Raw genomic sequence first — 21,980 nt, 5'->3', positions numbered from 1 at the left:
CGCGACGGGCGTCCAGTCGCGCCGAAGACGGCGCTCCCACGGAGTGGCTCTGGCCCGAATCATGAGCGAAGCCGTCGCGAAACTGGGCGGCGAAATGGCGGCAATTGCGGCGGTGTGCCCGGCTCACTCCCACTCGATGGTGCCCGGCGGCTTGCCGGTGATGTCGTAGACGACGCGGGAGACGCCGGGGACCTCGTTGACGATGCGTCGACTCACCTGGTCCAGGAAGTCGTAGGGGAGGTGTGCCCAGCGGGCGGTCATGAAGTCCACGGTTTCCACCGCGCGCAGCGCGATGACGTGAGCGTACTGGCGGTTGTCGCCGACGACGCCCACCGAGCGCACCGGCAGGAACACGGCGAAGGCCTGCGAGACCTCGTCGTAGAGGTCCGCCGCGCGCAACTCCTCGATGTAGATGTGATCGGCCAGGCGCAGGGTGTCAGCGTAGTCCTTGCGCACCTCGCCGAGGATGCGCACACCGAGACCGGGGCCGGGGAAGGGATGCCGGTTGACCATCTCCGCCGGCAGGCCCAGCTCCAGCCCGAGCTTGCGCACCTCGTCCTTGAACAACTCCCGCAGCGGCTCGACGAGCCCCAGTTTCATGTGCTCCGGCAGCCCGCCGACGTTGTGGTGGGACTTGATGACCTTGGCCTTGCCGGGCCCATGCCCGCCGTGGGCGCCGGCGGACTCGATGACATCCGGGTAGATGGTCCCCTGCGCCAGCCACTTGACGCCGCGGAGCTGGCCGGCCTCGTGCTCGAAGACATCGATGAAGGTGTTGCCGATGATCTTGCGCTTCTGCTCCGGTTCGTCGACGCCGGCGAGGCGGGACAGGAATTGCTCCTCAGCGTCCGCACGGATAACGCGCACGCCCATGTGACGGGCGAAGGTGGCCATCACTTGGTCGCCCTCGCCGAGGCGCAGCAGCCCGTTGTCCACGAAGACGCAGGTGAGCCTGTCGCCGATGGCGCGGTGGAGCAGGGCGCCCACCACCGAGGAGTCGACCCCGCCCGAGAGGCCGAGCAGCACCTCGTCGTCCCCGACCTGTTCGCGTACCTTCGCGATGGCGTCGTCGACGATGTTGGACGGCGTCCAGAGGTTGCCGCAGCCGCAGATCTCGTGGCAGAAGCGCTCGATGATGCGCTGGCCCTGGCGGGTGTGGGTGACCTCGGGGTGGAACTGCACGCCGTAGAAGCCGCGGGACTCGTCGGCGATGCCGGCGAGCGGGGCGTTCGCGGTCTCGGCGATGACGCTGAAGCCGGCGGGCAGGGACTCGACGCGGTCGCCGTGGCTCATCCAGACATCCAGCAGGCCGTAGCCCTCCGGCGTCGTGTGGTCCTCGATGTCGCGCAGCAGCCGGGAATGGCCGCGGGCTCGCACCTGGGCGTAGCCGTACTCGCGCTCGGTGGCCGGTGCGACGCTGCCGCCGAGCTGCGCCGCCATGGTCTGAAGCCCATAGCAGATGCCGAGCACCGGGACGCCAAGGTCGAACACCAGCGGGTCGGCCCGCGGTGTCTCGGCCGCGTGCACCGACTGCGGGCCACCGGAGAGGATCACGCCCCGGGGCGCGAAGGCGCGGACGGCATCCGGCGCCATGTCCCAGGGGTGCAGCTCGCAGTAGACGCCGGCCTCGCGCACCCGGCGCGCGATGAGCTGGGTGTACTGGGAGCCAAAGTCGAGGATCAGGATGCGGTCAGAATGGATGGACATAATCTGAGGGGCTAGGGGCTAGGGGCAGGATGACGGCTTGGATGCGCCTGGAGACTTTGAAAGTATTCGCTGTAGGTCGGGTTAGCGCAGCGTAACCCGACGCGGCCTCGATCATCTTTCCGGCCACCGCGCTATGGTCCGCACAGCGGACCCTATGGCGACGTTTGCAGATGAGTCAATACGCTATCCTTCGTACGCTTGCCCTCCGCTGAGAACCGAGAGGTCCCGCCATGCCAATCAATCTGACCCAAATGATCCTGCCCCCAGGGCAATCCGTGCTGTTCGAGGCCGTCGACTGGCCCTCGTTCGAGGCCTTCCTCGACCAGATGGGCGAACGGCCGGGTGTGCGCCTGGCCTACGACGATGAGGTGCTGGAGTTGATGACGCCGCTGCTGGAGCACGAAGACGACAAGCAAATTATCGGTGACCTGGTCGAAGCCCTGCTGGAGACGCTCGACATCGAGTTTCGCAATATCGGCTCGACCACGCTCCGCAGCCCCGCCGTGGCGAAGGGCGTCGAGCCAGACCAGTGCTTCTACATCGCCCACGAGTCCGCCATCCGCGGCAAGCGCCGCATCGACCTTGCCATGGATCCCCCGCCGGACCTCGCGCTCGAGATCGACATCACCAGCCGGCGCGACCATCGGCCCATCTACGCCGCGCTGCGCGTGCCCGAGCTGTGGCGCTTCGACGGCACGCGCCTGCACATCCACTGCCTGCGCGGCGATACCTATGTCGAGACCGGGCACAGCGACCAGTTCCCCCGCCTTCCGCTGGCCGATGCCATCCCGCGTTTCCTGGAGCAGAGCCGGGTAGACGGCCGCAATGCGGCAGTGCGGGCGTTTCGAGACTGGGCGCGGAAGATCGCGCCGGGTTAGGGGGTCCGCTGCACGCGTTCAACTGACCGGCCAAATTCTTGTAGCTCCGCTCGGACTGTACCCTCGTGGTCGCGATCATGCACCTCAAGCGCGATCCCAGGGTTTGGCATCAGCGCGCCAAACCTTGACCGGCAGCGGTTCGACCAATTCCCAGTCTTCGATTGCGGGGGCGAGACGCCCCCGTTCCCAGTGGCCGGCGAGACGCCGGCGCTCCCGGTGGCTGCCCGGGCGAATGGGACGCCCGCGACAGCGATGGCCTGGGCGTGGTGGTGCGCGAGGGCGAGGCCCTAGACGTATTCCGCTGGGGCCGCGAGCGCTTCCTCGACGAGGCCCGCGCCGTCGCCGGCTTCGACACGGTCGCACCAAGCTCATCGACCTCGGTGCCGCCCGCCAGGAGGTGCGCAACAAGTCGCGGCTCACCAGCGTGTTCAGGCGCGGCTACGCGCCGCTGGAGCAGCGGCTCGCCGGCCTTGATCATCGTTCCGGCCAGTCGCTCGCGTGCCGTGCGTAGTCAGGGCTTCCAGCCCTGATTGTGTTGGGCCAGGATGGCCTGACTACGCAAGTCGCCAGCCCCTCATTTTAGTTGTCGATCCGGTAGTTCGGCGCTTCCTTGGTGATCTGCACGTCGTGCACGTGCGACTCGCGCATGCCGGCGGCGCTGACGCGAACGAACTGCGGCTTGGTGCGCATCTCCTCGATGTCGCGGCAGCCGGTGTAGCCCATGCTGGAGGCGAGGCCGCCGATGAGCTGCGTGATGACGTTGATCACGCTGCCCTTGTACGGCACGCGGCCCTCGATGCCCTCCGGGACGAGCTTGTCCTTCTCGGTGTCGGCCTGGAAATAGCGGTCGCTGGAGCCCTGCTCGCCGCCCATGGCGCCCAGCGAGCCCATGCCGCGATAGGACTTGTAGGAGCGGCCCTGGTAGATCTCCACCTCGCCCGGGGCCTCGTCGGTGCCGGCGAAGAGTCCGCCGATCATGACACTGTTGGCGCCGGCGGCGATGACCTTGGCGATGTCGCCGGAGTAGCGCAAACCGCCGTCGGCGATCAGCGGCACGCCGGTGCCGGCCAGCGCCTCGTTGACGTTGGACACGGCGGTGATCTGCGGCACGCCGACGCCCGCGACGATGCGCGTGGTGCAGATGGAGCCCGGGCCGATGCCCACCTTGACCCCGTCGGCGCCGGCCTCCACCAGCGCCTTGGCGGCGTCGCCGGTGGCGATGTTGCCGCCGATGACCTGCACGTCCGGGAAGTGCTCCTTGATCCAGCGGATGCGGTCCAGCACGCCCTGGGAGTGGCCGTGCGCGGTGTCCACCACCAGCACGTCCACGCCGGCCTCCACCAGCGCCGTTACGCGCTCCTCAGTGCCGGCGCCCACCGACACCGCGGCGCCGACGCGCAGGCGCTCGTGGTCGTCGCGGGATGCCTTTGGGAAGTCCGCCGCCTTCTGGATGTCCTTGACGGTGATGAGGCCGCGCAGCTCGAAGGCGTCGTTCACCACCAGCACCTTCTCGATGCGGTGCCTGTGCAGGAGGCCCAGGACCTCCTCCCGGCTGGCACCTTCCTTGACGGTCACCAGCCGCTCGCGCGGCGTCATGATGGCAGACACGGGGGCGTCCATGCGCGTCTCGAAGCGCAGGTCGCGGCCGGTGACGATGCCCGCCAGGTGGCCGCCCTCGGTGACCGGCACGCCGGAGATGCTGTGGGCGCGGGTGATGGCCAGTACCTCGCCGATGCTCATCTCGGAGTCCACGGTGATGGGGTCGCGGATGATGCCGCTCTCGTAACGCTTGACGTACTGCACCTCGCGCGCCTGGCGCTCGATGGACATGTTCTTGTGCACGATGCCGATGCCGCCCTCGAGCGCCAGGGCGATGGCGAGCCTGGCCTCGGTGACGGTGTCCATGGCCGCGGACAGCAGTGGAATCTTGAGCGAGATGTCGCGGGTCAGCTGCGTGGACAGGTCCACTTGGCTTGGCACCACCTGGGAGTGGGCGGGTACGAGGAGGACATCGTCGAAGGTGAGGGCTTCACCGAGCAGGCGCATAAGGTTTCTCCGGCGGCTGGCAGGTGCCGTTCAGTTAACCTCTTATCTTAGGAATTCAATGCAGCGCGGTAAACTTAACGTTTAACCAGTTTGCCGCGCCGGACGGCCCGCCCAGCGGATCTCGGCGCGAGTCCCCCCAGCGCGCAGAGCCGTATCTCCATCATGTCCTTCGCCGCAGGCGCCGAGCAGATCGTCGATTTCCAACGCGATATCTGGACCGTGTCCCGGCTCAACGCCGAGGCGCGCGCCATCCTCGAGGGCGCCTTGCCGCTGCTGTGGGTGCAGGGCGAGATCTCGAACTTCGCCGAGCCGCCGTCCGGGCATTGCTATTTCACGCTCAAGGACGCCGGCGCGCAGGTGCGTTGCGCACTGTTCCGGCAGCGCCGCCGGCTGCTCGGCTTCCGCCCGGCCAACGGCCAGCAGGTGCTGCTGCGGGCGCAGCTGACGTTGTACGAGGCGCGTGGCGAGTTCCAACTGCGCGTGGAGCATATGGAGCCCGCCGGCGAAGGCGCGCTGCGCATGGAGTTGGAGCGGCGCAAGCGCCGGCTCGCGGCCATGGGCTTGTTCGACGCGGCCAGCAAGCGCGCGCTGCCGCCCATGCCGCGGCAGATCGGGCTGGTGACTTCGCCGAATGGGGCGGCGGTGCACGACATCCTCACGGTGTTGGCGCGCCGGCTGCCCCTGGTTCCCGTGCTGATCTACCCGGTGACGGTGCAGGGGGATGCTGCCCCGCGGGACATCACCGCGGCGCTGGCGCTGGCCAATCGTCGTGCCGAGTGCGACCTGCTGATCCTGGCCCGCGGCGGCGGCTCGCTGGAGGACCTCATGGCCTTCAACGACGAGGGTGTGGCGCAGGCCATCCGCGCATCGCTCATCCCGGTGCTCACGGGCATCGGCCACGAGATCGATCTCAGCATCGCCGATCTGGCCGCCGACAGGCGGGCGCCAACGCCGTCCGCGGCGGCGGAGCTGGCGGTGCCGGCGGCCGCTGACCTGCGGCACCGGCTTGGCATGCTGCGGCGGCGTCTGTCCGGGGCCCTGGACGTGCGCAGCCGTGTGGCGCGGCGGCGTCTGGACGATGCCTCGCGCCGGTTGCGGCTGCGGCATCCGGCAGCGCGGTTGGAGCAACTCGCGCAGACCGCCGACCGTCTGCGCCAGGGCTTGGAGCAGGCGATGCGGCGCCGTCTGCGCGAGCAGGCAATGGGGTTGCAGCGCCGTCGTGCAGCGCTCTGGGCCGTCGCGCCACAACGGCGGCTGCCAGCGCATCGTTTGCACTTGGCGGCGTTGGTGCAGCGGTTGCAGAGTGCCGGACGGTCGCTGGTGCATCGGCGAGGACAGCGGCTCGAGACGCTCGTCGCGCGGTTGGACGCCCTGAGTCCACTGGCCGTGCTGCATCGCGGCTACGCCATCGTCGTGCGGGAGCGTGACGGCAAGGTGCTGCGCTCGCCGGCCGACGTCAGCCCCGGCGAGCGCGTCGACGTGCGCGTTGCACAAGGACGGCTGCGCGCCGAGGTGCTCGCCACGGAATCCGAGCAATGGCGCGATCCGGCAGCCGACGGTGGTTGACATAGGTGCCCGCAGCAGTGTCATTTACACGTTTGGTATCAGGGCTCCGCAGCGTGGATGCTGCGGCGAGTGGGATCGGGGGAGGGCGCGGGTTCCCGGGTGAGTCCCTCGGACGTTTGACGTATATTGGCGTGGTAGATGCGTGGCTTACGTGATATGCAGCGCGCCGAGCGACCGCCGTGCTGCCGCAAGCGTCGGCGATCGCTTTCTGCTGACGCCGTAGACAGGGTGAGGACCAGGTGCAAAAACTCCTTATCGTTGACGAACAACCCGTGATGCGGGCCGGCATCTTGCACGCCATCGAGGCCGCCGGGCTCTCGGTCGCGGTGGAGGGCGTGGGTTCGGCGGCAGAGGCCATCAACAAGCTACGCAGTGGGATCTGGTCGGGCGCCATGATCGACATCGGCTTGTCCGACGCCGGCGGCATCAGCTTCCTGAACCGCCTAATCAAGACACACGCGGACCTGCCGGTGCTGGTGTTTACGGCCATGCCGGAATCTCCGTACGGCCTGCGGGCGCTGCGCACGGGGGCCGCCGGGTTCCTGCACAAGAGCGCTTCACCGGAAATCCTCGGCGAGGCGCTGCGCCGCGTTCTGGGTGGCCGGCGCTACGTCAGTCCGGCGCTCGCGGAGCAACTGGCGGACCGGATGGTCAACGACTCCGACCGCGTGCCGCACGAGTTGCTTACGGACCGCGAGTTCGAGATCTTCCGCCTGATCGCGCTCGGTAACAGCGTCGCGGACATCGGCGAGACGCTGAACATCAGTCCCAAGACCGTGCACGTGCATCGTGCCAACATCCTGCGCAAGACCGGACTCGCCGATAACCGCGCACTCACGTCCTACGCCTTCGAGCACCGGCTCATTCCGGGGCGGCGCTCGGAGGATCGTCAGCGCGGCAGTGACGGGGGCGCGCAGCAGGCATCGGAGGCGCCGCCGCGCTGAGCCTCGCGGGCGGCTGCCTCTGACTTCGGAACCTCTGCGCTCCGGATGAGCGTTGCTGACTCAGCGGCGCCCGCTATTGGCCCTTCTGTCCCGGCCCCACGCCTCTTCTAGACTCCCTGCCTGACCCGCCTCTCGGCGCGTTCCCAGCGCCATTGCGCCGCGTATCCACCCCCGTTCAGTCTGCCACGGTACGACGCCCGGCTCTGTTTTCAGCGGCCTTGTCAGGCGGTGGCCGCGGCTGGTGATAATCCGGCAAGCCCTTGCAAGTAAGGGATTTATCCAGGTTTTCCGGCGCGACCGCGCTGACTTCCCGCTAGTACGCCCGACGATATACCCCCTTCTGTACGACGCTTTCCTAAAGGGTCTTTCTCGAACCGCCTAATCGGGATTACGTCCCCGTGCCGTAGGCGTATCCCCCATCATCGGCCAAGATAACACCCAACAAGACTGCAACGCGGCGACAACAAACCGCCGCCCCCGATCAGCCCGAACATCGCACCTGGAGAGCCGAGATGACCAAGCTGCAGAACACCCTGAATCGAGTCCTGACCGCCGGTGCCGCTGCTGTGCTGTCGCTCGCAATCGCTGCCCCCGCACAGGCGATGACGCCGGCAGAGCTCGACGCGCTCAAGCAGGACACCGTGTCGCTGGAGGATCGTACCTTCACGCCCAGCTTCTCCGCGCAGGCAGCCTTCGCTGACTCCGCTTCCATCGCCAGCGCAATCCTGAGCCTGGAGACCAATCTGTCGTTCCCGGTCGCGGGCTTGACGGAGTCGGCGCAGGACCAAGACTTCAGCACCCAGGCGCTGCTGTCCAAGGCGTACACCACGCGCGATACCATGCTGCTGCGCGCTTGCACCATCGCCGAGAACGCGGTGCCGCCCGGCCCGCGCGCCTACAACGACGAGGAGATGGCAGCACGCATCAATACAATCAGCAACGCCCTGCGCTTGGTCGCGCCGATGTACATTCCGACGCGTACCGATCTGCGCAACGATCCTTACGGCAGCATCGAGCAGGCGAACGCCGACGTCGAAGACATCATGGATCTCCTGGGTGACTACGTCGCCCTCGACACGGAGCGGGACATGTCCTCGCAGTACTACGATTACCTGCTTACGGTCATTTGGCAAAACGCCAGCGACGCTTGCGACAACTACTCCTACTGATCGGGTCGGAAGAAGCGACATCCATCAGCTCAATGCCGACAAGTGACGCAAGCTCCCCGGGGCATCGTCCCCGGGGAGCCAGGCCGACAAAGCCAGCGCAATCGGCAGCGCGGTAGATCGAGCAAAGAGACAGTGCCTCCAGGGGCGCTGTCTCTTTTTTTGCGCCGTGGCATCGGTGTTGGGCCGGCAACCGCTGGGGTCCTTGGCCCTCGGCATTGCTCGGACCTGCCTCTAGCCCACGGCGCACAAGGGTGATGGATGGAGGAAGAGGGGCAGCGAAAAGCGCAACTCGCATGCCTTACGGGCGTTCCCCGAAGCGACCCCGGTCAGGATGTCCCGAACCGCCTTGATCGCAACGCCGTCCAGGGCCATGGCGCCGTGGGAGCGGCGTCCCCGCCGCGATTGGACGCTGGATCGGGTCGCTGGGGAGGTTGCCAGCGCCTGGGGGCAGTGGCGTATAGCGCTCGGCCTGCGGTCAGGTTCCGCCGGCCGGCGCGATGGAGTGATTCGAGGCGAGGGGACGGCGCTACGGTTGCGGTTCGCCGACCGGAGATCTATCGGATCGAGGTGAAGCCACGTCCACGCTCAGCAAGCCAAGGACTGCTCCATCCGGCGCCGGCGCAAGCTGGTCAGACCCAAGAGGCCGGTGCCGAGCCCCAGCAGTGCCAGGGTGGAGGGGAGCGGTGCCGAGGCGGTGTAAACGTCGTCTACGCGGAACTCGAACTGGAACTCATCGGTGGAAGACAGGGTGGCCGAAGTGATTGGCGCGTCCGGGTCGATGAAGCCGATGAAGTAGGCTGCGACGCCATCGTTGGGGAAGGGGCCGCCGTTGTATGTCTCATTCGGGTCGGCCGCGTTGTTCTGGGTCGTCGTGCCGACGGTCATGCGTAGGTCGCCATCGAGCAAGCCGGACGTCGTGGTCATGAACCAAGCGCCGATGGCAAAGGCATTCGAGGCGGAAATGGTGAAGCCGTCGCCTGGTACGCCGTTGGTGTTACTGCTCTGAAACTTCTGGTTCGTCCCGCCGTTGCTGGTGCCGATGGCATTGGGCGCGCTGCGCGTGTTGCCCGGAGCGACATCGCTCACATCGCTGACGATGGGTGTCGCGCCCGAGCTGATCGAGAAGTCCGAGAAGGTGATGCCGTCCACGGTGGCGCCGTCGATCGAGCTGCCATCCGCGGTCACGTTGTCGAAGTCGTGCAGAACGGACGTCAGCCCGTACGTCGACAGCGCCGCCTGGAAGGCGGAAAAGTCGTTGTAGCCCACCGGCACGGCGTGCGCGCTGCCGACGGCTAGGCTTCCCACCGCGGCCGCCACTGAGAGCCTCAGTTTGCTTGTGCGTCTGGTCATGGTCTAGGTAGCCCCTTGCGGCTTGAGCCTTGAACTTGCACCGCGTCGAGCCGGCAGCGTGTGCGAGCCGGGAGCGCGCGATACCGACATTGTAGGGCATTCACCGATCGAATGCCTGCCGAAACGCCGCTTGTCGTGAAATCGAGATGGTGCGCCCGACGGGGCGGGCCACGATGTCCCGGTGCCGCCCGAAATCCTGTGCCCAGCACGAGCACCACACTACAGAAAGTCGGACGAGAGCAAAGGCTGCACTGTCCGCTTTGAGCGCCGCATCACAAAAAAAGAAACGCCGCACCCTGCCAGGGGAGCGGCGAAAGGAGGAGTGGATGGTTCCGGTGCGCACAATAACACCGAATCAAGCATGGGTATTTGACAATCCGCAATGCAGCAGGGTACGTGTGCGCACACCCGCCCCGGAGCGATCGGCATGCGCTCTTCCGCTCGGGCTGGGTTTGAGCCCGTGCACCCGACGCCGGCACAATGCCGGGGTGGGCTGTTCCTGTGGCACCGGCGCGGCGTATGCTCCCGAAGTCCACAGGCGGCGGGCGACTTGGGTGGTTCCAGACTCTATGGGTGGCGCGGACGATGCAGACGGCTTGGGCTGACTACGCCTGTGAGGGCTTCTACGACGAGCTGATGGAAGGGCCGGCGCAGGCGCGCGCCGGCTGCGAGGCGCTGGCGGCGGACATCGATGCGCTGGGGCCGGACGAGTTGGCGGCCCGCCAACAGGCGGCGGAGGCGTCCATCAAGGAGATGGGCATCACGTTTACGGTGTACTCGGAGGAGGGCGGCATGATCGACCGTGCCTGGCCCTTCGACGTGGTGCCACGGGTGATTCAGGAGCCCGAGTGGCGCCGGGTGGAGGCGGGGCTCAAGCAGCGCGTGGAGGCGCTGAACCTCTTCATCGACGACCTCTACCACGAGCAGCGCATCGTCAAGGACAAGATCTTCCCGCAGGCGGTGCTGGCCAAGTCGGTCAACTTCCGGCCGCAGTGTGTGGGCGTGGACCCGCCGCTCGGCATCTGGGCGCACATCTGCGGCTCCGACCTCGTGCGCGACAAGGACGGCACCATCTATGTGCTGGAGGACAACCTGCGTGTGCCCTCCGGCGTGTCCTACATGCTGGAGAACCGGCTGGTCACCAAGCGCGTGCTGCCGGAGCTTTTCGAGCACTACGCGCCGCTGCCGGTGGACGACTACCCGAGCCAGCTCTTCGACACCCTGGCGGCGCTGTCACCGCGTCCGGCGGAGTATCCGGAGGTGGTGGTCCTGACGCCCGGCATCTACAACTCCGCCTATTTCGAGCACGCCTACCTGGCCCAGCAGATGGGGGCCGAGCTGGTGGAGGGGCGCGATCTGTTCGTGGACAGCGACGATTGCTGCTACATGCGCACGGTCGACGGCCCGGCGCGGGTGGACGTCATCTACCGGCGCATCGATGACCTGTTCCTCGACCCGGAGGCGTTCAACCCGAGTTCCATCCTCGGTGTGCCCGGCCTGCTGCGGGCGTGGAAGGCGGGCAATGTCGCGCTCGCCAACGCGCCCGGTGCGGGGGTGGCCGACGACAAGGTGGTCTACGCCTTCGTGCCCGAGATCATCAAGTACTACCTGGACCAGGACCCCATCATCCCGAACGTGCCCACCTACCGCTGCATGGAGCCGGATGCGCTCGCCTACGTGCTGGAGCACATCGCCGAGCTGGTGGTGAAGCCCGCCAACGAGTCCGGTGGCTACGGCATGCTGGTGGGCCCGGCCGCGAGCCAGGCGGAGTGCAACAAGTTCGTCGCGCTGGTCAAAAGCGATCCGCGCAACTACATCGCCCAGCCAACGCTCACCATCTCCACCGTGCCGACGGTCATCAAGCGCGAGCTCGAGCCGCGTCACGTGGACCTGCGGCCCTTCATCCTGTCCGCGGACCGCCAGAGCGTCACCATGGGCGGCCTGACGCGCGTCGCGCTGCGCAAGGGCTCGCTGGTGGTGAACTCCTCCCAGGGCGGCGGCAGCAAGGACACCTGGATCATCCCGGAGGGTGCGCCGGAGCAGTCTCAGGCCCAAGCTCAGAGCGAGGCGCAAGCCCAGGCCCAATCGCAGGTCCGCTAGCATGCGCCCGCCAAGCGCAGGCCCGGCGAACGGCCTTGATCATGACTCCGTCCAAAGCCATGGCGCAGTGGGAGCGGCGTCCCCGCCGCGATTGGGCGCCCGTCGCGCCGAGGACGGCGCTCCCACGGCGGCGGGCCAAGTTATGATCGGCGCCGAGTCGTGGTCATCACTATCGAAATTGGAACGGGCGAGGTCACTTTAGCGGACGCGGCTGCGAGCATCGCTATCGCTATCGCTATCGAAATCGAGGCCGAAGCAGTCGGCCCCGGTTCGTCATCGATCTCGATCCCGATTTCGATTTGGTGGCGACCTGGACTTGCCGCCGTCCGCGCGCCGAGACCTCTCGATCGCTTCCAACTGCTGCATCCAGCCGGAGTCCGCCGCATGCTGTCCAGAGTCGCCGAGAACCTCTATTGGCTCGCCCGCTACGTGGAGCGCGCCGAGAACACCGCGCGCATCGTCACCGTCAACGCCAACCTGCTGCTGGACCTGCCCAAGGGCGTCGCGCCCGGCTGGCGCCCGCTGGTGGACATCACCGGCGCCAACGCGTTGTTCGAAGAGCTGCACAAGGACTATGGCGAGCGCCAGGTGGTGCGCTTCCTGCTGGCCGACGAGCGCCATTCAGGCTCGATCCTGATGGCCCTGTCCGCGGCGCGCGAGAACTGCCGCACCATGCGCGACATCGTGCCGCGGGAGTTCTGGGAGCAGATCAACGGCCTGCACCTGTTCGCGTCCGGCGAGCTGCAAAAGGGGCTGGCCAAGACCGGCCGTCACGCCTACCTGCGCGAGTTGGTGCTGCGCTGTCAGACGCTTGCCGGGCTGCTGGACGGCACCATGCTGCATGACCAGGGCTACGAGTTCCTGCTGCTCGGCCGCTACCTGGAGCGGGCGGACATGACCACGCGCATCGCCGACGTGCAGTCCGCGAATCTGCTGCCGTCGGCCGACGGCGGCGGGCCCTACGACAACATCCAGTGGGTGAGCGTGCTCAAGTCCATGACCGCGTACCAAATGTACCGGCGCAGCGAGCAGATCCGGGTGCAGCGCGCGCCGGTGCTGCGCTTCATCTTCAAGAGCCCGCTGTTTCCGCGCTCGGTGCGCTGGTGCATCGAGCATGCGCGCAGGGGCCTGGAGCGGCTGCCGCGCAACGAGTCGTCGCTGCGCGAGGTGGGCCGCATCGCCCGGCTGCTGGACGGCGCCGATCTACCCGCGCTGACCCAGGCGGAGCTGCACGACTTCGTGGATGACGTGCAACTCGGTATCGCCAACCTGCACGGCGAGATCGCCGCCACCTGGTTCCCGCCGCCGCTCGCCGTGGAGGAGGCGGCCTGAGCCGATTTGACAAAGCCGGAAGCGATACTCCAGGTGCGGCGGCCGGCGCGAGCTCTTGTGGGAGCGGCACTCTTGGTGCCGCGACCGGCGGCGAGACGACACACGACGGGCCGAGCCACAGCCAAGCCGCAGGCCACCAGGCGGCCCTCATCACGCCGAAAAAAGGCAGTGGCGCTCCCACGGTGCCGGCGCGCCAGAAGCGGCGCTTAGGCGAGTCCGCCGCCGAATAGTCCATCGCTCGTCGAAAAGCCTTCCACTCCGGCAATCTTCATGTACAATTGCGGGTTTCGCTGTGCCCGGAGCGCTTGTGGTCCGGGTGAGTCGACCACTCGAACAGGCAAGTCAACCGGAAACCAACGATGGTCAAGATTCGTCTTTCCCGCGGCGGCGCCAAGAAGCGTCCGTTCTACCAGATCGTCGTCGCGGACATTCGCCGTGCCCGCGATGGCCGCAACATCGAGCGTATCGGGTTCTTCGACCCATGCGCCCAGGGCAGCGCCGACCGTCTGCGCGTGGATCGTGCCCGCGCGGAGCACTGGCTCCGCCAGGGTGCGCAGCCCACCGAGCGCGTCGCCAAGCTGCTGAAAGAGGCCGCCAAGCAGGCGGAGGCGTCGCCGCTGGAGGCCTAGGCGACGCCCAGTTGACACCCAGTCGCCCCCCAGTCGCCTCCAGTGGAGCCCCTACTCGCCAAACTCGTTCTTGGATGGTGATGGCCGGCATGGCGACCGCGGCACAGGCCCCCGCGGCCACTGACCAGCGCCGGCTCGTGGAGCTGGGCCGCATCGGCGCACCGCACGGGGTGCGCGGCTGGGTGCGGATCTTCTCCGACACCGAGCCGCCGGAGAACATCCTGCGCTACCGTCCCTGGCTGGTGGACGGCGTTGAGACCGAGGTGATCGAAGGCCACCGTCATGGCAAGGCGCTGGTCGCCCGGCTGGCGGGCTGTGAAGATCGCGAAGCCGCGGCCGCGCTGACCGGCCGCCGAATCGCCGTCTACCGGGAGCAGTTGCCGGCGCCGCGGGCGGACGAGTTTTACTGGATCGACCTAGAAGGACTGAACGTGCAGACGCTGGCGGGCGCCGATCTCGGGCGGGTGAGTCATCTCTTTCCCACCGGCGCCAACGACGTGCTGGTGGTGGAGGGGGAGCGCGAGCGGTTGTTGCCCTTCATCTGGGAGCAGGTGGTCAAGGACGTGGACTTCGAGCGCCGGCGCATCCTGGTGGACTGGGACCCGGACTTCTGAGTTCGGACTCTGGATCAGGGCGCGGCGCGGGCCGCCCGCTCTGCGAGGACAGCATCGATGCGCTTCGACGTCATCACCCTGTTCCCGGAACAGTTCCGGATACTGAGCGGGGAGGGCGTCGTCGCCAGGGCGCTGCGCCGGGGCATCGCGCAGCTCGAGACATGGAATCCGCGCGACTTCGCCACCGACGCGCAGCGCACCGTAGACGACCGGCCCTACGGCGGTGGCCCCGGCATGGTGATGAAGGTGGAGCCGTTGCGTGCGGCCATCGATGCGGCCAAGGCCGCAGCGGTGCAGGCCGGCTGCGACAGCCGCGTCGCCTACCTCAGCCCACAGGGCCGGCGGCTGACGCAGGCGGACGTGGAGCGCATCGCCACCGCGCCGGGCTGGATTTTGTTGGCGGGGCGCTACGAGGGGGTCGACGAGCGCCTCATCGAGACCCGCGTGGACGAGGAGTGGTCCATCGGCGACTACGTGCTGAGCGGCGGTGAGCTGCCGGCCATGGTGGTGATGGACGCTGTGATCCGGCTGCTGCCGGGCGCCTTGGGGCATGCCGATTCGGCGGCACAGGACTCCTACGGCGACGGGCTGCTGGACTGCCCGCACTACACCCGCCCGGAGGTGGTCGATGGGCGGGCCGTGCCGGCGGTGCTGCTGAGCGGCGACCATGCCGCCATCGAGCGCTGGCGCCGCCAGCAGGCGCTCGGACGCACCCGGGAGCGGCGGCCGGACCTGCTGCGGGCGCGCGGCCTCGACGCCCGGGACCGGGCATTGCTGGACGAATACATGCGGGGCCGCGGCGGCACCGCGGCTGAACAGGAGCCAAACACATGAGCAACATCATCGAACAACTGGAAAAGGAACAGATGGCCAAGACCGTGCCGGACTTCTCGCCCGGCGACACCTTGGTCGTACAGGTCCGAGTCAAGGAGGGCGAGCGCGAGCGCCTGCAGGCGTTCGAGGGCGTGTGCATCGCCAAGCGCAACCGCGGCCTGAATTCGGCCTTCACGGTGCGCAAGATCTCCCACGGCGAGGGTGTCGAGCGCGTCTTCCAGACCTACAGCCCGGCGGTGGCCGAGATCCAGGTGAAGCGCCGCGGCGACGTGCGCCGCGCCAAGCTCTACTACCTGCGTGGACGCACCGGCAAGGCCGCGCGCATCAAGGAGAAGCTCGGCCCCAGCTCAAGCAACTGACTCGAGCGGCAGGCGGCCAGCAAGAACCTGGTGGGCGGACAAGCGAAGAGGCTGTGCAAGTATTCGGTGTAGGTCGGGTTAGCGCAGCGTAACCCGACGATGGGCGCCAGGTAAGGGCGCGAGTAAGTCGTTGATGGTGGGGTTACGCTATTGCTGATCCGACCTGCGATCTGCTCGATTTCGGCTTTGCGAGCAATACTTTCACGGTCTCGAAGCATATCCGCCACCCTGGCTGCCGCGATTCCGGCCAACCACCACGCCCAAGAGCCCTCCATTGCCCGCCAGCTTCTACTGGCACGACTACGAGACCTGGGGCAGCGACCCGGGCGTGGATCGTCCATGTCAGTTCGCCGGGCTACGCACCGACGCCGAGCTCAATGAGGTCGGTGAGCCCTTGGTCGTCTTCGCGCGCCCGGCCGACGACCTGCTGCCGCAGCCCGACGCGTGCCTAATCACCGGTATCAGCCCCCAGCGCGCCGAGCGCGAGGGCATTCCCGAGGCCGAGTTTGCCCGCGCCATTCAGCGCGAGCTCGCCGCGCCTGATACGTGCGGCGTCGGCTACAACAGCCTGCACTTCGACGACCAGGTCACCCGCCAGCTCTTCTATCGCAACCTCCTGGAGCCGTACGCCCACGCCCACCGCAACGGCAACTCCCGCTGGGACCTCATCGACGCGCTGCGGCTCGCCCACGCGTTGCGGCCGAATGGCATCCAGTGGCCGGAGCGCGAGCCGGGCGTCACCTCGTTCCGTCTGGAGCACCTCACCGCTGCCAACGGCATCCCGCATGCGGGCGCCCACGACGCCCTGGCCGACGTGCGCGCCACCATCGCCATGGCGCGGCTGTTGCGCCGAGCCCAGCCGCGGCTCTTCGCCTACGGGCTGACCCTGCGCGACCGTGCGGCAGTGGACCGGCTCATCGACCGCGGACAGCCGCTGTTGCACGTCTCCGTGCGCTACCCGGCGGCGCTCGGCTGCATCGCGCCGGTGGCCGTGGTCGCCGCTGCGGAGGACAACCCCAAGCAGCGCTGGTGCTTCGACTTGCGCACCGACCCGGCGCTGCTGCTGGACCTGTCCGTGGACGAGATCCGCGCGCGGGTGTTCACCGCCGCGGAGGACCTGCCGGAGGGTGTCGAGCGCATCCCGCTCAAGGGGTTCAAGACCAACGCCGTGCCCATGCTGGCGCCGCTCAAGACCCTCACCGACACCGCCGCCGAGCGCTGGCGGATCGTCCCCGCGTCGGTGGCGGAGCACGCGGCGTTCATTCGCCGCCACGCCGGCGAGATCGCCACCAAGGTCCGCGAGGTCCAGCGCCGCGAGCCCCAAGTCGGCCCCGATGGCGGGCCGGACAGCCGCCTGCAGGACCCCGAGCGTATGCTCTACTCCGGCGGCTTCTTCCCCGACCAAGATATCCGTGAGATGGCCCGCCTGCACCGGCTCTCCCCGCCGGAGCTGGCCGCCGAGCACCCGCGCTTTCAGGACAGCAGGCTGCCGACGCTGCTGTTCCGCATGCGCGCCCGCAGTTGGCCCGAGACCCTCACCGAGGCCGAGCGCGAGGACTGGGACGCATGGCGCTTCGAGCGCCTCACCGACCCCGAGGCCGGCGCCTCCATCACCATCGACGACTACGCCGGGCGTCTCGCGGAGCTGCGCGTCGCGTCGGACGACGAGCCGTCATCCGATGCCAAGCCCGACGACCTGCTGACCGACCTCGAGGCATGGGGAGAGCGGGTCATGGACGCGGGTATCTAAGCCGAGCCTCCAAGAGCCGGCAACCGCTGGCAACGATTGTGGGAGTGCCACTCCCGGTGCCGCGACCGAGCGCGGCCCGAATGTCCCGCCAACCCACAAGCCGGGGCGCGCGCGCTTCCATTGTTCGCAAACTACGACGCCAGTACATCCTACGGCGGCTTTGTGCTTGCTACGCACCTCGACCTTCGAATACACCGGCCACCGCGCCCCGACGAGGTCGAGTAAAAGGGCCGAGCGGCAGGCGTAGTTGGGGCCGGCTTGATGCGCGTATTGCATATTCTCTACGCGGCTCGTGTCGCAGATGCCAAGAGCCTGGACGCGTTGTTTACCTCAGCCTTGAAGCGGCCATTGCCGAGTTATCCTACGGCCCTGCATCGTGGAGGCCGGCCAATGATGATCCAGCGCCGCGCGGATGGCGTCGCGCGGGAAGATTCGTACGCGGCAGCCGCGGCTTGGGCTCGGCCGTTGATCTGGGGCAAATCCTGACGAGTCGTCAGGGCGATGGACGGACCGCTGGCATATCCTCTTGACAACGCTCGCGTGCCAAGTTGCAGACGCGGTGTACGCTCCGGGCGTGCCTGCAGGCGCTTACAGCGTGGGGGACAGATTGGGCGAAGTTCGAAGCATGAGCGTCTTCGTCGGACGGGTGGTGATGTGGAGTCGTTGGTTGCCAGTCGAGCAATGCGATATTGAGGGACAGACCACGAATAATTTGGCAAATACGCTGACCCAGCGAGAAAGCGCCGCGCGCCAGCGTCGATTTTCGGGCCGGATCTGATAGGTCATGGGTGGGCAGGGTCTTCAGGAACGCGGCGGATGGCGGCTCGGCGGGTGGGTCGCGCAGGAGGTTGCGGTAGTGGTTGGGCGGGACTTGGCGGGGCGACTCGGGGGGACGGCGGTATTCGTAAGCCGTCAGACACGGCTCGCCGCCGTGGATTGCGGCGAGCAGGTAACGGAATTCTGCGCAGGTGAGCCCGGTGACGAGGCAGGCGTGGCGCAGCGGGACGGGTTGGCGCGGTTGCGCGAGTGCTTCGTCGTCGATGTGCAGGGTCGGGATCGGCAACGGCGGCTTCGCTGGCGGTGTCGGTTACCGCAGCACCTCGTCGATGCTGTCTTCCTTCAGCAGTCGCCGGGACCACCGGAGTAGCGATTCCGGATCGGCGGCTTCGATCTGTGCGCGGACTTGCGCGGGGACAGGACCGAATTTGTCCTCCAGTAACAGCAGGAGCATGTTCGCCTCGCCGATCTGGATGCCTTCGTCGCGCATGCGGGTGGTCAACGACTGCATGGTCTTGGTCTCCTCGGGATAGTCGCGTTGATACTGTTCACGCTCGGCGTCGCTAAGGTCGGCGTAGATGTCGACGAAGTCGACATATTTCAGCCGCTTCTCCGGGTCGGGCTCAAGCGTCACGAGACCGCGCAGCGCCAGGGCATAGACCGCAACGCGCTCGCTTGGATCGTAGCGCATGTTGGGCAGGTTGAGCCGCGCGACGATGTTGTCGCTGTTGCGCCAATCCTGCCAGGACAGGTCGGGTAGGGCGCAGGCGAGGTATCGGAAGTTCAGGTAGCGGTGCCTGTCGCCGCCTAGACTCAGTTCCTCGGGCCGCTTGCCTTCGCGCAGAAAGATCGCCACGGGCACGACGCGTTCCGTGTCGAACAGCTCCGTGAGGTCCAAGCAGTAGTGGGCCAGGCGGTGGATCGAGAACCGGGACGTGTCCGTCTCCTCTTCCAGCACGAACAGCAGGGCCTCGCGGCGGCCGTCGGGCCATTCCACCAATAGCGGCATGTCCAGTTCTCGGAACCGATCGCCCAGTCGCTCCTTCAGTTGCTCCTCGCGGATCGGGATGATGCGCGCTCGATTATCGATCTCCGCCGCCTCGTCGGCCGCAAAGAACCGCACCGCGTCGTGGGGATAATCGAGGATCAGGTTCTTGAAGTTCTGGTCGTGGCTCATCGAAAACTCGTCGTGGTGCGATCAGTGTCCCCGGGTCGCGATTGAGGACGGCGTCGCTCCGCACGCATGCAGGACGGCTGCCGCGCAGGGTGTTGTCGCGGATCGGCAGCATATCCAAGCGTGTCGGCGGTCGCCATGCTCGCGCGGACGCCCACGGCAAGGGCGATGACCGCAAGGGCGGCCGCCTCGGCCTCTCCGGTCGCATCGCCGAGCGCTTCCAGAACACCGAGATCACGCCGCTGCTCGCCATCGCCGGGCTGTTGCTGACGCTGTTCGCGAGCTGGGCCTACGGCTCCTTCCTAAGCAGCGTGCCCGAGGTGGCCGACTATGAGGTCTACGCCGGCACCGCCGCGCCGATCAACTTCAACGGCCTGGTGCGCCAGTACTACCTGCGCGAGGGGCCGCACTTGGGCGACATCCAGGTCAATCTGGTCGACAAGCACTACCGCGACGACAAGAGCCACAAGATTGCGCTCAGGCTGCGCGAGCCCTTGTAGCAGATCGCCCGCCAATACGACGGCAACGCCAAGCTGGTGGAGATCCCGCCCGGCCCGCCGGTGCTGTCCCCCTTGGTCGCCGAGGTCTACGGCATCGACTACGCCGGCCAGATCGCCATCGCCAAGCAAGTGCGGCAGGCGTTCGGAGAGACCGCGGACATCGTCGACATCGACGACTCCGTGGAATTCCCCTCCGACAAGGTGCTCGTGGAGGTGGACCGCGCCAAGGCCGCGCGCTTAGGCGTCGAGCAGGCCGCCGTCGCGCAGGTGCTGCAGACCGTGCTCGCCGGCGAGGACGTGAGCTACCTGCACGGGGCCAACGTCAAATACGCCGTGCCCATCCGGGTCGAGTACGACGCCGCCGACAAGGCCGATCTGAAGCAGGTGCTCGCGCTGCGCGTGCGCTCCATGGGCGGGCAGCTCGTGCCCCTGTCCGAGATCGTCGAGGTCATCGACACCACCCGCGAGCACAGCATCTACCACAAGGACCTGCTGCCCGTGGCCTATGTCACCGGCGACATGGCGGGCAAGACCGACAGCCCGCTGTACGGCCTGTTCGAGATCGCGGGCCAGCTCACCGACGACCCGGGCCTCAATCAGTGGTACATGCAGCAGCCCGAGAACCCCTACGAGTACAGCCTCAAATGGGACGGCGAATGGCAGATCACCTATGAAACCTTCCGCGACATGGGCATTGCCTACGGCGTCGGGCTGATCCTGATCTACCTGCTGGTGGTGGCCCAGTTCCGCAGCTACATCGTACCGCTGGTGATCATGGCCCCCATCCCGCTCACCCTCATCGGCATCATGCCCGGCCATGCGCTGCTCGGTGCGCAATTCACCGCCACCAGCATGATCGGCATGATCGCGCTCGCCGGCATCATCGTGCGCAACTCCATCCTCTTGGTCGACTTCATCAACCAGCAGGTCATAGAAGGCAAGGGCTTCGAAGCGGCGTTGATCAACTCCGCCGTGGTCCGCGCCAAGCCCATCGCGCTGACGGCGGTAGCCGCGATGGCCGGTGCCCTGTTCATCCTCGACGACCCGATCTTCTCGGGGCTTGCCGTGTCGCTGCTGTTCGGCCTTTTCGTCTCCACCGTGCTAACCCTGGTCGTGATCCCGGTGGTGTACTACGGAGTGATGAGGAAGCGCGTGGAGTGGATCAGGACGGCGACGGGGTGAGGTCGCGACTGGGAGCGCCGGCGTCCCGCCCCGGGAGCGCCGGCGTCGCGCCGGCAACTGGGGTCGGGGGCGTCTCGCCCCCGACCATGCGGTGCTGCCCTCGATCCAGGCCCACTCGTGAGAGAGCGACCGGAGCCCCGCCTCCCGAGCTCGCGAAGCCAAGGAGCTGTGGTCTAAGCTGTGGCCAGCAAGCCGGAGGACTACCCACGATGCGCGCAACAGCAAAGGTCCACAGGACCAACACCCACCAAACGCTGGACCTCCCGGACGGATTCGAGCTGTCCGCGGACGAGGTATGGGTGCGGCGTGACGAGGTCTCCGGCGACATCATCCTGACGCCGAAGCCGTCGCGACCGCGGCCTGAGCGGTTGGCGAGGCTCTTCGCGTTGCTGGACGCGGCGCCGCTGCCCGAAGACTTACTTCAGGAGCGGGAGAACCCGCCGCGGGTTCCGCGTGACCCGTTCGACGATAGGCCACTCTGAGTGATGTCCGGGAGGTATGGCGCTATGCTGCACTGCAAGCTTGCCGGGCCGAACAACTGAGTTGGCGCGGCTGGGCACCCACCTGACACCTGGAGAGCCGGACCATGAGCACTGCCAAGGCCGAAGTCGAAGGCCTGTTGCGGACACTTCCCGACGACGCGAGCCTGGAAGACATCCAGTATCACCTGTACGTTCTGGAGAAGGTCAAAAAAGGAGAGGAGCGCGCCGCTGAGGAAGGCACGTTGTCGCAGGAGGACGTGATGGCACGGATGCGGCAATGGCTCGACGACTGATCTGGTCGCCCGAAGCGGCGGACGACTTGGAGGATATCACCGCCTTTATCGCGCGCGACTCCCCCTCATACGCCCGCGCCGTCGCCAGGAAGGTTCTGGCAACGACGCGATCGATTCAGCAGTTTCCCGACATCGGCCGCGTTGTTCCGGAATTGAACAACCAATCGGTTCGGGAACGATTCGTCTATAGCTATCGGGTCATCTACAAGATCGAGCCGAAGCGCGAGCTTGTCGTCGCGATTTTGCACGGGAAGCGGTTGATCGGCGAGCTTGGGGACCGCGTGCCCTGACGTG

The 21,980-nt window shown here is 67.2% G+C and carries 19 protein-coding genes and 1 pseudogene; 16 read left to right on the top strand and 4 right to left on the bottom strand.

All coding sequences use genetic code 11. The features are described from left to right. Window positions 1-123: 123 nt before the first annotated feature. Window positions 124-1,707 (bottom strand): glutamine-hydrolyzing GMP synthase, encoded by a 1,584-nt coding sequence (gene guaA, locus LJE69_RS05485; protein ID WP_296922335.1) that lies wholly within the window; start codon window positions 1,705-1,707, stop codon window positions 124-126. Window positions 1,708-1,982: 275 nt separating this feature from the next. Between guaA and LJE69_RS05480 the strand changes: the two genes are divergently transcribed. Beyond that, window positions 1,983-2,585 (top strand): Uma2 family endonuclease, encoded by a 603-nt coding sequence (locus LJE69_RS05480; RefSeq protein ID WP_296922332.1) that lies wholly within the window; start codon window positions 1,983-1,985, stop codon window positions 2,583-2,585. Between the two features lie 579 nt (window positions 2,586-3,164). Here the strand turns inward: LJE69_RS05480 and guaB are convergent. Then, complete coding sequence (gene guaB / locus LJE69_RS05475) at window positions 3,165-4,631, bottom strand: IMP dehydrogenase (protein WP_296922328.1); 1,467 nt, start codon at window positions 4,629-4,631, stop codon at window positions 3,165-3,167. A gap of 162 nt (window positions 4,632-4,793) precedes the next feature. On the opposite strand from guaB, the gene xseA reads away from it, so the two are divergent. The 3 genes from xseA to LJE69_RS05460 all read left to right on the top strand — a co-directional run bounded on the left by xseA (window position 4,794) and on the right by LJE69_RS05460 (window position 8,310). Next, window positions 4,794-6,197, top strand: a complete 1,404-nt coding sequence (gene xseA / locus LJE69_RS05470) for an exodeoxyribonuclease VII large subunit (RefSeq protein ID WP_296922325.1) — start codon at window positions 4,794-4,796, stop codon at window positions 6,195-6,197. A gap of 239 nt (window positions 6,198-6,436) precedes the next feature. Beyond that, window positions 6,437-7,141 carry a response regulator transcription factor gene (locus LJE69_RS05465; RefSeq protein WP_296922322.1) on the top strand — a complete coding sequence of 235 codons (705 nt, stop codon included), beginning with the start codon at window positions 6,437-6,439 and terminating at the stop codon, window positions 7,139-7,141. A gap of 512 nt (window positions 7,142-7,653) precedes the next feature. Next, the gene (locus tag LJE69_RS05460) at window positions 7,654-8,310 is read left to right on the top strand and encodes a hypothetical protein (RefSeq protein WP_296922320.1); all 657 of its coding nucleotides are present in this window, start codon (window positions 7,654-7,656) and stop codon (window positions 8,308-8,310) included. A gap of 585 nt (window positions 8,311-8,895) precedes the next feature. On the opposite strand, the gene LJE69_RS05455 is transcribed toward LJE69_RS05460, so the two are convergent. Beyond that, window positions 8,896-9,660 (bottom strand): PEP-CTERM sorting domain-containing protein, encoded by a 765-nt coding sequence (locus tag LJE69_RS05455; protein ID WP_296922317.1) that lies wholly within the window; start codon window positions 9,658-9,660, stop codon window positions 8,896-8,898. Window positions 9,661-10,245: 585 nt separating this feature from the next. On the opposite strand from LJE69_RS05455, the gene LJE69_RS05450 reads away from it, so the two are divergent. The 8 genes from LJE69_RS05450 to LJE69_RS05415 all read left to right on the top strand — a co-directional run bounded on the left by LJE69_RS05450 (window position 10,246) and on the right by LJE69_RS05415 (window position 18,056). Beyond that, the gene (locus tag LJE69_RS05450; RefSeq protein ID WP_296922314.1) at window positions 10,246-11,760 is read left to right on the top strand and encodes a circularly permuted type 2 ATP-grasp protein; all 1,515 of its coding nucleotides are present in this window, start codon (window positions 10,246-10,248) and stop codon (window positions 11,758-11,760) included. Window positions 11,761-12,144: 384 nt separating this feature from the next. Continuing rightward, complete coding sequence (locus LJE69_RS05445; protein ID WP_296922311.1) at window positions 12,145-13,092, top strand: alpha-E domain-containing protein; 948 nt, start codon at window positions 12,145-12,147, stop codon at window positions 13,090-13,092. A 359-nt stretch (window positions 13,093-13,451) separates the two neighbouring features. Beyond that, entirely contained in the window at window positions 13,452-13,721 is a 270-nt protein-coding gene (rpsP, locus tag LJE69_RS05440) for a 30S ribosomal protein S16 (RefSeq protein ID WP_296922308.1), read from the top strand. An 89-nt stretch (window positions 13,722-13,810) separates the two neighbouring features. After that, window positions 13,811-14,335, top strand: a complete 525-nt coding sequence (gene rimM, locus LJE69_RS05435) for a ribosome maturation factor RimM (protein WP_296922302.1) — start codon at window positions 13,811-13,813, stop codon at window positions 14,333-14,335. A gap of 57 nt (window positions 14,336-14,392) precedes the next feature. Continuing rightward, window positions 14,393-15,169 (top strand): tRNA (guanosine(37)-N1)-methyltransferase TrmD, encoded by a 777-nt coding sequence (gene trmD, locus LJE69_RS05430; protein WP_296922300.1) that lies wholly within the window; start codon window positions 14,393-14,395, stop codon window positions 15,167-15,169. After that, complete coding sequence (gene rplS, locus LJE69_RS05425) at window positions 15,166-15,528, top strand: 50S ribosomal protein L19 (protein ID WP_296922298.1); 363 nt, start codon at window positions 15,166-15,168, stop codon at window positions 15,526-15,528. The genes trmD and rplS overlap by 4 nt, the downstream gene beginning before the upstream one ends. Window positions 15,529-15,802: 274 nt before the next feature. Then, a complete protein-coding gene (gene sbcB, locus LJE69_RS05420) occupies window positions 15,803-17,278 on the top strand; it encodes an exodeoxyribonuclease I (RefSeq protein ID WP_296922294.1) in 1,476 nt (491 codons plus the stop codon). A gap of 625 nt (window positions 17,279-17,903) precedes the next feature. After that, window positions 17,904-18,056, top strand: coding sequence for a hypothetical protein (locus tag LJE69_RS05415; RefSeq protein ID WP_296922291.1), 153 nt, complete (start codon window positions 17,904-17,906; stop codon window positions 18,054-18,056). A 309-nt stretch (window positions 18,057-18,365) separates the two neighbouring features. Here the strand turns inward: LJE69_RS05415 and LJE69_RS05410 are convergent, their stop codons facing one another. Further along, window positions 18,366-19,232, bottom strand: a complete 867-nt coding sequence (locus LJE69_RS05410) for a hypothetical protein (protein ID WP_296922287.1) — start codon at window positions 19,230-19,232, stop codon at window positions 18,366-18,368. Between the two features lie 296 nt (window positions 19,233-19,528). Here LJE69_RS05410 and LJE69_RS05405 point away from each other — a divergent pair. The 4 genes and pseudogenes from LJE69_RS05405 to LJE69_RS05390 form a co-directional block, all read left to right on the top strand. Then, window positions 19,529-20,911, top strand: a pseudogene (locus LJE69_RS05405) (efflux RND transporter permease subunit); the annotation flags it as partial. 209 nt (window positions 20,912-21,120) lie between these two features. Beyond that, window positions 21,121-21,393, top strand: coding sequence for an AbrB family transcriptional regulator (locus LJE69_RS05400; protein WP_296922285.1), 273 nt, complete (start codon window positions 21,121-21,123; stop codon window positions 21,391-21,393). 104 nt (window positions 21,394-21,497) lie between these two features. Continuing rightward, window positions 21,498-21,686 carry a hypothetical protein gene (locus tag LJE69_RS05395; RefSeq protein WP_058556016.1) on the top strand — a complete coding sequence of 63 codons (189 nt, stop codon included), beginning with the start codon at window positions 21,498-21,500 and terminating at the stop codon, window positions 21,684-21,686. After that, window positions 21,671-21,976: a type II toxin-antitoxin system RelE/ParE family toxin gene (locus LJE69_RS05390; protein ID WP_296922281.1), complete on the top strand. Its 306-nt coding sequence runs from the start codon at window positions 21,671-21,673 to the stop codon at window positions 21,974-21,976. Before LJE69_RS05395 ends, LJE69_RS05390 begins: the two co-directional genes overlap by 16 nt. The last annotated feature ends 4 nt before the right edge of the window (window positions 21,977-21,980 follow it).

Origin of the sequence: Thiohalocapsa sp. (assembly GCF_022340605.1) — a bacterium.
Taxonomy (GTDB): Bacteria; Pseudomonadota; Gammaproteobacteria; order Chromatiales; family Chromatiaceae; genus Thiohalocapsa.
This window is presented reverse-complemented; position numbering and strand designations above follow the sequence as displayed.

Excerpts from the sequence above, each read along its gene's own strand:
- LJE69_RS05400 (WP_296922285.1), top strand. The coding sequence starts at position 21,121 with ATGCGCGCAACAGCAAAGGTCCACAGGACCAACACCCACCAAACGCTG.
- trmD (WP_296922300.1), top strand. The coding sequence starts at position 14,393 with ATGCGCTTCGACGTCATCACCCTGTTCCCGGAACAGTTCCGGATACTG.
- guaB (WP_296922328.1), bottom strand. The coding sequence starts at position 4,631 with ATGCGCCTGCTCGGTGAAGCCCTCACCTTCGACGATGTCCTCCTCGTA.
- LJE69_RS05415 (WP_296922291.1), top strand. The coding sequence starts at position 17,904 with ATGAGCGTCTTCGTCGGACGGGTGGTGATGTGGAGTCGTTGGTTGCCA.
- rpsP (WP_296922308.1), top strand. The coding sequence starts at position 13,452 with ATGGTCAAGATTCGTCTTTCCCGCGGCGGCGCCAAGAAGCGTCCGTTC.
- LJE69_RS05455 (WP_296922317.1), bottom strand. The coding sequence starts at position 9,660 with ATGACCAGACGCACAAGCAAACTGAGGCTCTCAGTGGCGGCCGCGGTG.
- LJE69_RS05395 (WP_058556016.1), top strand. The coding sequence starts at position 21,498 with ATGAGCACTGCCAAGGCCGAAGTCGAAGGCCTGTTGCGGACACTTCCC.
- LJE69_RS05390 (WP_296922281.1), top strand. The coding sequence starts at position 21,671 with ATGGCTCGACGACTGATCTGGTCGCCCGAAGCGGCGGACGACTTGGAG.
- LJE69_RS05410 (WP_296922287.1), bottom strand. The coding sequence starts at position 19,232 with ATGAGCCACGACCAGAACTTCAAGAACCTGATCCTCGATTATCCCCAC.
- xseA (WP_296922325.1), top strand. The coding sequence starts at position 4,794 with ATGTCCTTCGCCGCAGGCGCCGAGCAGATCGTCGATTTCCAACGCGAT.
- LJE69_RS05450 (WP_296922314.1), top strand. The coding sequence starts at position 10,246 with ATGCAGACGGCTTGGGCTGACTACGCCTGTGAGGGCTTCTACGACGAG.
- guaA (WP_296922335.1), bottom strand. The coding sequence starts at position 1,707 with ATGTCCATCCATTCTGACCGCATCCTGATCCTCGACTTTGGCTCCCAG.
- LJE69_RS05445 (WP_296922311.1), top strand. The coding sequence starts at position 12,145 with ATGCTGTCCAGAGTCGCCGAGAACCTCTATTGGCTCGCCCGCTACGTG.
- rplS (WP_296922298.1), top strand. The coding sequence starts at position 15,166 with ATGAGCAACATCATCGAACAACTGGAAAAGGAACAGATGGCCAAGACC.
- LJE69_RS05460 (WP_296922320.1), top strand. The coding sequence starts at position 7,654 with ATGACCAAGCTGCAGAACACCCTGAATCGAGTCCTGACCGCCGGTGCC.
- rimM (WP_296922302.1), top strand. The coding sequence starts at position 13,811 with ATGGCGACCGCGGCACAGGCCCCCGCGGCCACTGACCAGCGCCGGCTC.